Origin of the sequence: Brevibacterium sp. UCMA 11754 (assembly GCF_021532275.1) — a bacterium.
In the GTDB taxonomy this organism is placed as follows: Bacteria; Actinomycetota; Actinomycetes; order Actinomycetales; family Brevibacteriaceae; genus Brevibacterium.
This window is the reverse complement of the sequence record NZ_JACBOT010000028.1, coordinates 78,441-91,237: the sequence shown is the minus strand read 5'-3', so window position 1 is coordinate 91,237 and position 12,797 is coordinate 78,441. Positions and strand designations below refer to the sequence as shown.

At 64.8% G+C, this 12,797-nt stretch carries 9 protein-coding genes; all 9 read left to right on the top strand.

The window, feature by feature from the left end; genetic code table 11:
• Positions 1 to 10 precede the first annotated feature (10 nt).
• The 9 genes from HX613_RS15440 (at position 11) to HX613_RS15400 (ending at position 12,043) form a co-directional block, all read left to right on the top strand.
• Complete coding sequence (locus HX613_RS15440) at positions 11 to 1,681, top strand: ABC transporter substrate-binding protein (protein ID WP_235346132.1); 1,671 nt, start codon at positions 11 to 13, stop codon at positions 1,679 to 1,681.
• Positions 1,678 to 2,670, top strand: coding sequence for an ABC transporter permease (locus HX613_RS15435; RefSeq protein ID WP_235346131.1), 993 nt, complete (start codon positions 1,678 to 1,680; stop codon positions 2,668 to 2,670). The genes HX613_RS15440 and HX613_RS15435 overlap by 4 nt, the downstream gene beginning before the upstream one ends.
• The gene (locus tag HX613_RS15430; RefSeq protein ID WP_235346130.1) at positions 2,667 to 3,623 is read left to right on the top strand and encodes an ABC transporter permease; all 957 of its coding nucleotides are present in this window, start codon (positions 2,667 to 2,669) and stop codon (positions 3,621 to 3,623) included. The genes HX613_RS15435 and HX613_RS15430 overlap by 4 nt, the downstream gene beginning before the upstream one ends.
• Entirely contained in the window at positions 3,620 to 5,473 is a 1,854-nt protein-coding gene (locus HX613_RS15425) for a dipeptide ABC transporter ATP-binding protein (RefSeq protein ID WP_235346129.1), read from the top strand. The genes HX613_RS15430 and HX613_RS15425 overlap by 4 nt, the downstream gene beginning before the upstream one ends.
• On the top strand, positions 5,466 to 6,872 hold the full coding sequence (locus HX613_RS15420; RefSeq protein WP_235346128.1) for an NtaA/DmoA family FMN-dependent monooxygenase: 1,407 nt from the start codon (positions 5,466 to 5,468) through the stop codon (positions 6,870 to 6,872). Before HX613_RS15425 ends, HX613_RS15420 begins: the two co-directional genes overlap by 8 nt.
• Before the next feature lies 1 nt (position 6,873).
• Positions 6,874 to 7,479: an NADPH-dependent FMN reductase gene (ssuE, locus tag HX613_RS15415; protein WP_235346127.1), complete on the top strand. Its 606-nt coding sequence runs from the start codon at positions 6,874 to 6,876 to the stop codon at positions 7,477 to 7,479.
• A complete protein-coding gene (locus tag HX613_RS15410) occupies positions 7,476 to 8,444 on the top strand; it encodes an LLM class flavin-dependent oxidoreductase (RefSeq protein WP_235346126.1) in 969 nt (322 codons plus the stop codon). The genes ssuE and HX613_RS15410 overlap by 4 nt, the downstream gene beginning before the upstream one ends.
• Entirely contained in the window at positions 8,437 to 10,542 is a 2,106-nt protein-coding gene (locus HX613_RS15405; protein ID WP_235346125.1) for an FAD/NAD(P)-binding protein, read from the top strand. Before HX613_RS15410 ends, HX613_RS15405 begins: the two co-directional genes overlap by 8 nt.
• A gap of 223 nt (positions 10,543 to 10,765) precedes the next feature.
• Positions 10,766 to 12,043, top strand: coding sequence for a trans-sulfuration enzyme family protein (locus HX613_RS15400; RefSeq protein WP_235346124.1), 1,278 nt, complete (start codon positions 10,766 to 10,768; stop codon positions 12,041 to 12,043).
• The last annotated feature ends 754 nt before the right edge of the window (positions 12,044 to 12,797 follow it).

Here is a 12,797-nt window from a genome sequence, read left to right as displayed (position 1 = left end):
CAGGACGACCATGCCGACCATCAGCAGCCACTCACCCGCATCCGAACAACCGGCTCCACCAATACGATCCGCCGCTTCGCTTCGCCGAGGCCGCGGTCAGGTGCTCCTCTCCCTGCTTGCCGCGGCATCTCTTCTGCTTGCCGGCTGCTCCGGAAACGCTCAGGCCGATGCGGATGCTGATGCGAAACCGCAGTCGGGTGGAACGCTCAAGATCGCCTACGACGTCGATCCGACGTGCCTCGACGGTCAGCAGCAGGGCACGAACGTCACCCTCAATGTCACGCGGCAGATCACCGACTCGCTGACCGATCAAGATCCCGAGACTCAGGAGATCAAGCCGTGGCTGGCCGAGAGCTGGGACGTCTCCAAGGATGCGAAGACCTTCACCTTCCGTCTGCGCGATGGGGTCACCTTCCAGGACGGCACCGACTTCACATCCGCCTCGGTGAAGGAGAACTTCGAGGCGATTCAGGACCTCGGTGCGAAGGCCTCGCTCGGACAGACCTACCTCGACGGGCTCAAGTCAATCAAGACCCCCGACGAGTCGACGGTCACCTTCAAATTCGACAAGTCCAATGCTCAGTTCCTCCAGGCCACCTCGACGATGTCACTGGGCTTCTACTCCTCGGACACGCTCGCGAAGAGTGCCGAGGAACGCTGCACCGGCGACATCGTCGGCACAGGAGCCTTCAAGTTGGATTCCTTCGTCCATAACAAGGCGATCAAGCTCTCACGGTTCGATGACTACAACTGGCCGTCCTCGATCGCGAAGCATGAGGGGCCGGCCCACCTGGACGGAATCGAATTCTCGATCGTGCCCGAGGCCTCCGTGCGCAACGGTTCGCTGCTCTCCGGCCAGGTCGACGTCGACTTCTCCGTCCAATCCCAGGACGAGAAGACCCTCGAAGCACAGGGCCTGGGAATCGTCTCCCGGCCGAATCCGGGCGTCGTCTACAACCTCGTGCCCAAGCTCACCGGCACGATCGCCGCCGACAAGTCCGTGCGTCAGGCACTGATCAAGGGCATCGACCGGGAGCAGCTGAAATCGGTGATCTCCGAGCATCAGGCACCGGCCACCTCGGTGCTGGCGAAATCGACCCCCGAATACGAAGACGTTTCCGACCTCCTCGCCTACGATCCTGAAGGAGCGGAGAAACTTCTCGAGGACGCTGGCTGGAAGCCGGGGGAGAACGGCATCCGTGAAAAGGACGGCAAGCCGCTGAGTGTGACCCTGACCTATTGGCAGGATGCCTCGTTCCTCGAACTCGTCCAACAGCAGCTGCGTGAGATCGGCTTCGACCTCAAGCTCGAGAAGAAGTCCACCGCCGAGGTGACCGCGCAGCAGGCCGAAGGCAAAGAAGAGCTCACCTTCGGCAACCTCACCCGAGCCGACGGCGATGTGCTGCGCAACTACTTCGGCGCGAGCGAACAGAATGGCAATGCCAGGAAGACCGGTGAACTGGACGAGATCCTCGCCCGCACCACCTCGACCCTCGACGAGGACGAACGCAAGGCGGACTTCACCGAAGCGGTGAAGGTCCTCATCGACGAAGGCTATTCGATCCCGATCGTCGAACTCTCGGGGGTCATCGGCACAGGCAAGGATGTCCACGACTTCAATTACGAAGCCTCCTCGCGCTTCCAGCTCTACGACGCTTGGCTGGATGGTGAGGCACAATGAGCCTTCGCTACCTCGCTTCGCGCCTGGCCCAGGGAGTCATCGTCCTCTGGATCGCGTTCACGCTCAGCTTCTTCCTCCTCTACTGGCTCCCTGGGGACCCCGTCATCACGATGCTCGGGGCCGGGGGAGAGCTGCAGAGCTTCGACCCCGCCGAGGTGGAACGGCTGCGAGCCGAGTTCAACCTCGACCAACCTCTGCCCATCCAATACCTCCTGGCCCTCGTCGCCGTCCTCCGCCTGGACTTCGGTACGTCGATCCAGACCGGAACTCCCGTCACCGAGGCGATCGCCTCCTCGCTCCCCTCGACCATCGGTCTCGCAGCGGTGGCATTGGTCATCGCCCTGGTGGCGGGCACCGCCATCGCCATCGGCGCGACGCTCACGCGCAGGCCCTGGCTGCGGGACACACTCGCGGCACTGCCCGGTCTGGGCGTGGCACTTCCCACCTTCTGGGTCGGGCTGATGCTGTTGCAGGTGTTCTCCTTCCGCTTTCCGATCTTCCCTGCCATCGGGACGGGCACGCCGACCGCAGTCATCCTGCCGGCCGTGACCCTGGCGATCCCGCTGTCGGCGATCATCGCGCAGGTTCTGTTCCGGGCCCTGCAGAATGCGTGGATCCAGCCGTACGTCACGACCTACGCGGCCTCGGGCTACTCACGTCTGCGACTGCTGCTGCGACAGGCCCTGCCCGTCGCAGTGCTGCCGGCACTGACCATGAGCGGAGTCCTCTTCGGACAGGTGCTGGCCGGAGCCGTCGTCGTCGAGAACGTGTTCTCCCGACAGGGCCTGGGTCGTCTGGCACAGACCGCCGTGACCGGGCAGGACATCCCGCTCGTGCAGGGCATCGTGCTCCTCGCCGCCGCCGTGTTCGTCCTCGTCAACCTCGCCACCGACCTTATCTACCCCGTCCTCGACCCCCGGCTCAAGGCCGCAACGAGGAACGTGCCGGCAGACGCCGCCCCCACCGACCACGAAGGAGCCCGCGCATGAGCCTGGCAATGGAACTCCAGAAGAACGGACAAGCCGAGAACCTCGGTGAGGACGTTCGCACCGAAGATTCCGGGCCGGCAACGCCTGACCAGAAGCGTGGCAACGATCAGCAAGGCGGAGGCAGGGCCCGTGGGCCGCTGCGATTGAGCGGCAGTCGCCTCGGCGTCATTGAAATCCTCGCGTTTGCCGTCCTCGCCCTTGCCGTGCTCGCAGCCTTCTGGCCGAGTCTGCTCACCGGAGTCGATCCTCTGACGGGCGATCCGGTGAACCGGCTGCTGCCTCCGAGCCTCGATCACATCTTCGGCACCGACCACCTGGGCAGAGACGTCTTCTCACGCACCGTCCACGGCTCCGCACAGACTTTGTCGGCGAGCCTCGCCGCCGTGGCCATCGGGGTCATCAGCGGTGTGGTCATCGGCCTCATCGCCGGCTTCTTCACCGGTGTCCTCGACGCGATCTTCATGCGCATCGTCGATGTCCTCCAGGCCATTCCCGGTCTGCTGCTCTCCATGGCCGTGATCACAGCTCTCGGCTTCGGCACCATCAATGTGGCCCTCGCCGTCGGTGTCGCCGCGATTCCCTCGTTCGCACGCCTCACCCGCGCGGAGGTCATCAGGTGGCGATCAGCCGAATTCGTCCGTGCCGCACGCGCCGACGGGCTGAGCGCCCTGAGCGTTCTCGCACGCCACATTCTGCCGCAGGTCAGAGGCCCGATCGGGGCACTCGTGGCACTGGAATTCGGATCAGCGGTCCTCGCCGTCTCCGCCCTGAGCTTCCTGGGCTTCGGCGCACCTCCGCCACAGCCCGAGTGGGGCCTCCTCGTCTCCGAGGGCCGTGACTTCCTTGCCGCAGCCTGGTGGATGACGACATTCCCCGGACTCGTCGTCGCAGCCGTCGTGCTCGCCGCCAACCGCATCTCCCACGTCTTCAACTCTGAGAAGGAATTCCGATGACACTCACTGATTTCCTCGCCTGGCCAGCCTCGGGCGCCGGCACCGAACTCCTCGACAAGCCCGGTGCCGACAAGACCGGTTTCGACCAGCCCAACTCACCCATCGCCACGCCTGCGCACACGTCAACCCCCACGCCTGCGCACACGTCAACCCCCACGTCTGTCCTCGAGGTCTCGGGTCTGAGCGTGACCTACCCGCGGGCGGCCACCTCGGCGATCTCTGATGTCAGCCTCTCCATCGCACCCGGCGGAACCGTGGCGATCGTCGGCGAATCCGGGTCGGGGAAGTCGACCACGGCGGCCGCACTGACCGGACTCCTGCCCGCCGGAACCGCAGTGCACGCAGCCACACATTCCCACCTCGGCGAGGATCTGGTCGGGGCGAAGCCGCGCACCTGGCAGCGCATCCTCGGCACGGGCATCGCCTATGTGCCGCAGGACGCGGGAGCCGGACTCAATCCCGTGCGCACGATCGCTTCAGGCCTGGCCGAGACACTCACGGTCAACGGCTATGCCCGACCCCGGATCGGTTCGAGGGTCGCCGAGGTGCTTGACGCGGTCGGTCTCGACACGGCCGAGCACGGTCGCCGCTACCCCCACGAACTCTCCGGGGGCCAACGTCAGCGGGTTCTCATCGCGAACGCCATCGCCGCGGATCCGGCGCTCATCATCGCCGACGAACCGACCTCGGCCTTGGACGCGACGGTGCAGAAGCAGGTCCTCGACGTGCTCTCCGAACTCGTCGCCGGCTCCTCCACCGCACTCCTCCTCATCACCCACGATCTGGGGGTCGCGAAGGAACGCGCCGAGGATCTGATCGTCATGCGCAGCGGGCGCATCGTCGAAGCGGGCCGCACGCGGTCGATCATCGCCTCACCGAGCCGGGAATACACACGGGCTCTGCTGACCGCAGCACCCAACCTGGGCGGAGGACGCCTCCGACCAAGCGCCGACAGCGCCCCGGGTCGGTCCCCGACGGATGGCGCCTCGACGGTTGGCGCCTCGGCTGATCAATCACCGACTGAGGTCACTGCCACCGACGCCGAGGTGGTTCTTCGGGCCACCGACATCGCCCGTGACTTCGGCGGTCCGCACCCGGCGGTCAAGCGCCTCGGCGTCGAACTCACTGCCGGACGAACCGTCGGCATCGTCGGCGAATCTGGATCCGGGAAGACGACGACCGCTCGGATCCTGCTCGGAGCCGAACGACCCGACGCAGGCACCATCGAACTGCACGACAGGGAGCTGAGCACTTACGGGGCAAAGGGACTCGGGCGCCGGATCCGGTACGTCCACCAGGACTCGAGCGCGGCCTTGGACCCGAACTATACGGTCGAGAAGATCCTCACCGAACCGCTGCGAGGGCACAGGATCGGGACCAGGAGGGACCGCCCGGTTCGGGTGCGGGACCTCCTCGGTTTCGTGGCGTTGGATGAGAGTCTGCTGGGGCGGACTCCGCGTGAGCTCTCGGGAGGTCAGCGCCAGAGACTGGCGATCGCCCGCGCGATCGCTGTCGAACCAGAGGTGCTCATCCTCGACGAGCCGGTCTCCGCCCTTGACGTGCAGGTGCAGTCACAGATCCTGCAGCTGCTTGTAGACCTGCAGCAACGGCTCGGCCTCGCCTACCTCTTCATCTCCCACGACCTGGCCGTCATCGAGCAGATCGCAGATCAGGTGCTCGTGATGAAGGACGGCCTCGTCGTCGAATCGGGCGACACTGCCATGGTTCTGCGCGAGAGCGGTCACCCCTACACCCGGACACTGCTCGACGCGGTTCCCCGCTTCGACTCGACAGCCGTCACACGCCCTGCCACACGTCCCGCCACCTCGACTGGAGTAGACCATGCCTGAACTGCCATTGCGCCAAGTACATCTGGCCGCCCACTTCCCGGGGGTCAACAACACCACAGTGTGGTCCGACCCTGCCTCGGGCAGTCACATCGAATTCGACTCCTTCGCCCACCTGGCCCGGACTGCCGAGGCCGGACTCTTCGACTTCTTCTTCCTCGCTGAGGGTCTGCGACTGCGCGAACACCAAGGGCAGATCTTCGACCTCGACGTCGTCGGGCGACCCAACACGACCGCCGTCCTCTCGGCACTCGCGGCCGTGACGAACCACATCGGCCTGGCCGGGACTCTGAGCTCGACGTTCAACGAGCCCTTCGACATCGCCCGGAAGCTCGCCTCGATCGATGTGCTGTCCTCCGGTCGTGCGGCCTGGAACGTGGTGACGACTTCGAACGCCTTCACCGGAGCCAACTTCCGCCGCGGCGGATACCTCGACTACGCCGAGCGCTACCTACGCGCCGAAGACTTCATCGACGTCGCCCGCGAACTCTGGGACGCCGCCGGGCGAGGACCGGGCCACGCCGCCGGGACGACCGGGGACGATTTCTCCCATATCAGCGACTTCTTCGACATCTCGGGCCGCTTCTCCCTGCCCTCGCTGCCCAGCGGCCATCCGGTCATCCTCCAGGCGGGGGACTCCGACTCCGGACGTGACTTCGCCGCCGGTTCCGCCGATGTCATCTTCACCCGCCACTCCGATCCGGAATCGGGACGGAAGTTCTACGCAGATGTGAAGACTCGACTGGCTGACTACGGCAGAGGAGAGGACGACCTCAAGATCTTCCCCGGCATCTCCGTCATCCTCGGCGACACACAGGAAGAAGCAGCCGAACGCTCAAGGGAAGTCGCATCACAGCAGGTCAGCGAGGCCGGAGCGATCGCCTTCCTCGAGCGCGTCTGGGACCGAGACCTCTCCGCATTCGACCCGGACGGTCCCTTGCCTGACGTGCCGCCTGCCGGTGAGTCCATCTCCAAGGGACGTGTCAAGCACATCAAGGACACCGAAGCCACGATCGCGGAATGGAGGGCGCTGGCAGAGGCCGAGAACCTCACCGCCCGCGAGCTCGTCATCAAGGTCTCGACCCGACATTCCTTCGTCGGCACTCCCAGACAGGTCGCCCGTGATCTCTCCGAAGCAGTCCAGACCAGGTCCGCCGACGGCTACATCCTCGTCCCGCACCTGACCCCAGGTGGGCTCGACGACGTCGTAGCCAAGGTCGTCCCCGAACTTCAGGAGCTCGGGGTCTACCGCACCGAGTACCCCGGCCAGAACCTGCGCGAGAACCTCGGTTTGCCGCCGGCCAGACCGGCCGGCGAATGGACGAGTAATCGTGTCCGAGCGCGTGCCACCCCGAACGCGAACTCGACCGACACCAGCCCCGCATACAGAGAGGTGAGCTGAAATGTCCCGCGTCAGCCTCATATCGTCCAGCCCCACCGAGAACTCGAAGACAGAGGCACTTCTCGAGTTCATCGCCCGCCGCCTGCGCCAGTACGGCCACAGCACCGAGTTCATCAAGCTGCGTCATCTTCCTGCCGAGGCGCTGCTGAGGGCCGATGCTGCCGACGATCTCATCGCCTCGGCGCGGGCCGCGATCGAATCCTCCGACGCCGTGGTCATCGGCTCACCCGTGTACAAGGCCAGCTACGCCGGGCTGCTCAAGGTCTTCATCGACCTGCTGCCGATGGACGCCTTCCAGGGCAAGCCAGTGCTCCCGATACTCACCGGCGGTTCACCGGCGCACGTTCTGGCGCTGGACTTCAGCCTCAAACCACTGGTCGCGACCTTGGGAGCCAGCTCCATCGGCCGCGGACGCTTCGTCATCTCCAAGCACATCCTTCCCGCCACCGAGTCGACTCCGGCGGCCATCGACGAATCCGTCGAACGCGACATCGTCGACGCCATTGACCAATTCGACTCGGAGCTCAAGGCCAAGGAGCGAGCCTGCTCACATGCGACGACCGAGTTCGAACCCGAGTTCACTTCAATCGAGAGGAGCGCCTCATGAGCTTCATCATCGGTACCACGATCACGGCCGATCCCCGCACCGGGCTGGCGGCTGCGAAGACCGTCGACGGGCATATCGACTTCGCACTCGTCCCGGATGCCTTCGACGGGATCGACGCCCTCGAATTCGCCTCCTGGCTCGGCCCTATCACCTCCGAACTCGGACTGATTCCCGGGGTCAGAGTCACCCACACGGAACCCTTCCACGTGGCGACCGCCTCGGCGACTCTGGACTACACGGCCCGCAGCCGATCCGGACTCTCCATCGGAGTCTCCACCAGCGACGCCGATGCTGCACTGTTCGGCCGACGTCCGGCGGCAGACTCCGCGCCGGCCTGGGCGGAAGCAGCCCAGATCATCGACCTCGTTCGCCGCCTGTGGGACTCGTGGGATGACGACGCGATCATCCGCGACCAGAGCACGGACCGCTACATCGACAGGGATCGGCTCCACATCGTCGACGCCCAGTTGAGCGACTCGGCTGGCACGGACTACTCCGTGCTCGGCCCCTCGATCACTCCACGACCGCCGCAGGGGCACCCGCCTATCGTGGTGAGGGCGGATGCCGACAATGCGGCGGCCGTGGAGTCCGCGGACATCGTCTTCGCCGATGTCGATGCTGGTGACGCCGGCGTCGCGGAGTTCACCGGTGCAGGTCCGAGCTTGGACGAGCTGAAGGGACTCCTCGGTCCAAAGACCCCGATTCTCGCTCGTCTCGCCGCACCCACGTCCCCCGTCGAGGTGGCTCGGACGACCGATTTCGCCCTCGAGCTTCAGTCCCGTGGGGCATCAGGAATCGTGTTCTCGGCACCGCGGGAGGAACAGCTCGAGTTCAGCATCCGCTTGGTCAGTGAGATCGTTCCGGCCCTCACTGCCGCTGGTCTGCGTGCGCCGACGGCCTCCGGCGCCGATCTGCGCACTCGGTTGGGACTGCCCGCGGCTCACAGCCTCTACACCCATGCGTGAACTCCCACCCGATCTGCGCGCGGACCTCGTGTTCATCGGTGCTGGACCGAAGACCACAGGGATTCTCCTGGCGCTCGCGGCCACCTCGGACGCTGGCGCCGGGCGGACCATCCACCTCATCGACCCCTATCCGCCCGGTGCCGGAAGGATCTGGAGGACCGCCCAGTCGCCCCACCTGTGGATGAACTCGCGCACCGAGGACATCACGATCTTCCCCGACTCGAGCTGCACCCTCGAACGCACTCCGGTCGCTGGCCCGAGCCTGCACGAATGGATTCATGACCAGGGCCGGGAGTGCCTCGTGGCAGCTGGGCTGGGTGAAGAGGCGGACAGCCTCGATTCGCAGTCCTTCGCCTCGCGCCGCATCCAGGGCCACTATCTCGAGTGGGCCTTCGACGTCGCGATGGAGAGCCTCGCGGCCACGGTCCACATCCACCGCGCCCGCGCCGAGGTGGTCGATCGTCTACCCGAGAGCTCGCGGATCCGAGGCACAGGGTTTCGGGTCGTCACGTCCGAAGGGGTCTCGATCCTGACGGACACCGTGGTCTCGGCCCAGGGGCATCTCGATATGTCGCCAGTCGATGCCGATCTCGAGTTCGAACGAGTGACCGAGGGGACGGGCACGAGCGGCAAGGGTCTCTACTATCAGCGACCGGGTTACACCGCAGACATCGACTTCGGCGGCATCCCGGCGGGGGCCGATGTGCTGGCGCGCGGGTTCGGGCTGGCCTTCATCGACCTCATGGTGATGGTCACCCTCGGCCGCGGCGGAGAGTTCATCGAATGCGGCGGACGGCTGCGTTACCTGTCGTCGGGTAATGAACCCGTGCTGTGGGTGGGTTCGTCTCGAGGTGTGTCCTACAGCCCGAAACTCGGCTACAGCCGAGCCGACATCCCGGGTGCGCCCGTAGTCGAGCTGCGCTACCTCAATACTGATCGTCTCGAGCAGGCGCTGACCGCCGACGGCGCTGCGGCCGACGAAGCTGCGGGCGTTGGGGCTCGGACCAACGGGCCTCCATCCGGTGGGACGATCGACTTCCGAACCGTCATCGGCCCACTGGCCGAACTCGAGCTCACCTATGCCCACTACGAACACGTCCTGTGGAAGCGCGGCATCTCGGATGGTGCGCTGCTTGGCGAGATCGATGATGTGGCACAACAGGTCCTTGACGCTGCCGCGAACACGGACCTTGCCACTGCCGCGCGGCCTGACGCCGCCTCGGGTGACGACCTGCTCAGGAGAGGGCGGGTGAGCATCACCGCATCGGCGGCATCGGTGCTTGATGATCCTGCCGACCACTTCGACCTCGACGCGATCGACAGGCCACTCGACGACGCCACCTCGGACAGCCTCGGCGAGGGAGAGGCGGAGGTCCTTAAACACATCGAAGCGCACCTGGCGCGTAGTGCCGATCTCCACCATTCCGCGGATCTCGCGGTCTTCGAGGCTCTGGTGAAGTCATACGTCGCCATTCGACTGCTCGTGCGGGCCGAGCGAGTCAGTGCGAAGGATCGGGCATGTTATGTGGAGGGCAGCTTCCACTCACTGTTCTCCTTCATCGGCAGCGGCCCACCTCCGCTGCGGATTCGGCAGATCATCGCCTTGCACGAAACCGGCCTGATCAGATTCCTCGGGCCGGGACTGAGAGTGGAGGCGAGCGAGGCAGGGTTTCGTGCGACCTCGAGTGCGCACCCCGATGCCACGACGTTCACCTATTTCGTCGAAGCGCGACTGGCCAAGCAGAGCGCCGCCCGCGCAGTCGATCCTGCCTTGGAGTCCCTCGGCGAGCGCGGTGCGATCCTGCTCGAACCTGGAGCTGGGGAGGCAGCCGAATACGCCAAGCTGCGCACCGATTCCCACGGCCATGCCCTCGACAAGGCCGGGCGCTCGCAGCCGGATCTGTTCCTGTTGGGTCCAGCCGTGTCGGGATCGACCGCGGAAGGATTCAGTCGCCCCTGCACGGATGCTCCGGTGTTCAAGGACAACGAAAGAATCGCCTCGGCGATCCTCGAATCATTGCCGGGCAGCGAGGTCGGGTTCGGGGCCGAAGTCAGGGCCGAGGCAGAGGGCTCGGAGAGGTCGCTGCTGGCCGGGTGACCGCACCCGGGTGCTGTCCCGGATGAGGAGAAAGTGCAACGTTCACTCGCCCTGTGTGACACGCCCTCTGGCCCCGCATGACGAAAAGTGACACCGAAAGACCCGAACATGACGGTCGGTGACATCCCAGGTCATGCTCGAAGACAACGAGCCCACGAGCGGTTGAGACTGGTGGAACTTCGGCAGCGAAGTCGAAGCGTCATCAGTGAAGGAAGGACCCGCCGTGAGCATCACCCAGAACGGAATCTCAACCCGCTCGGTGCATTCGGGCGCCGACCCTGAATCGCACACCGGTTCGGTCGTCGCCCCTATCTTCCAGACCTCGACCTTCATGATGGACACCCCGGGTCAGACCCGCGCAGGCTTCGACTACGCGCGCACCGGCACCCCGAATCGCAGCGACCTCGAGCAGGTGCTGTGCGAACTGGAGAACGCCTCCTTCGCGGCGGCGGTGAACTCGGGGACTTCTGCCGAGGTCGCAGTCTTCTCTGCCCTGCTGGGTCCCGGCGATGAGATCATCATCCCGCGCGACATCTACGGCGGCACCTACCGGCTGCTCGTCAACGAATATGAGCGCTGGGGAATCAGCATCCGCACCGTCGATCTCACCGACACCGAGGCGCTGGCCGCCGCGATCTCGGCTAAGACCGCGATCGTCTGGGTCGAGACCCCGAGCAACCCCGGTCTCGACATCGTCGACATCGAGGAGACGGCCAAGCTCGCCCACGCCGCGAACGCCATCCTCGCCGTGGACTCCACATTCGCCACCCCGATTCTGCAGCGCCCCATCGAGCTCGGCGCTGACGTCGTCATCCACTCGACGACGAAGTTCATCAACGGCCACTCCGACGTCATCGGCGGTGCCGTTCTCGCCGGAGACGGTTCGACCTGTCCCCGTGCCGCCGAGGTTGTCGAACGTCTCGAGTCCTACCTCGCATCCGTGGGGTTGGGCATCGCCCCCTTCGATGCGTGGCTGACCCGCCGAGGCATCAAAACCCTGCCGGTGCGGATGGCCAAGCACTGTGAGAACGCGCAGGCCGTGGCCGAATGGTTGGAAAGCCGCCCCGAGGTCGCTGAGGTGTATTATCCAGGTCTGTCATCCCACCCGGGTCATGAGGTCGCGAAGAAGCAGATGAGCGGCTTCGGTGGAGTGGTCTCATTCCGCACCGACACCGAGGCAAGAGCTCTGTCGCTGGTGAAGAGCACGAAGCTCATCACCCTGGCCGAATCGCTCGGCGGAGTCGAGTCCCTCATCGATCATCCTGCGACCATGACTCATCTGGCGGTCGCCGACTGCGAACTCAGCGTCTCGCCGACGTTCATCCGCCTGTCCCTGGGCATCGAAGACATCGCCGACATCCTCGCCGACCTCGAATCGGCGATCGCCGCGGCGGCGCAGACTCCGGACGGTGTGAGCTCCGACGCGGAGGCGCTGGGTGCGGAGGTTCCAATTGCGGATCCCTTACCGTCAACCCTTCAACACCCTGTTGCAACGGTATGAATTGATGTGTGAGGTTCAGCGGTAAGTGGCGGTGTTTTGGCAGTGCTATGTGGCGGTTTGGTTCCGACAACCCGTGGCCGGGAATCGTTTCAATAATGGGGGTCTCGGCCGACCTTGTAACTGATCCCTTGAGCGGCTCAAGGCAGGGAGTTCGATTGTGCCGCTAACGTTCGTATTCGGCACACAGGCTCAAATAGCATCACTGTTTGTATCGCGTATCCCATGAGTTTTGACGCACTTTAGTTGTGAGACACTTTCGACCTTCTTGCGGGTCTATAAGAAGGCAGCGCTGCGTCGTACTTCACGGCACCGACGAGGGCTCCGACGGAAGTGATCGCAAGGCCCAGTGCTATTGAATGTGGGATGCGGGCCACGGCCTATCTGGCGCAGGGCCCCTGAGCGCAGCGGATGCGAATTGCCAAGCAGTGACCTGGCCAATCATCAGGGCGAGCACTTCTGCTGCCAGTTCACCGAATAGCCAGCTGTCACTTTCGGCTCATAAGCTCGAACTTCATTCGGTGACGCCTCGGCTCGTTCGAGCCCGGCTCAAGTGGTCAGTCGCAAAGCCTCAGGCCGCTAGAAATGTTCGGAACATTGTCGCAAGAGGCATCAGGGAATCAAGAAAGTCTCCCGCTGTCGACTTCTGGACCCAACCGCACGTGGAGTGATTCATTCCACAATCAACACTCGTCACATAGAAAGTACGCTTGTTCTATCCGTTGTCCTGCCGATTGATTACAGCCCATCGGGAGAA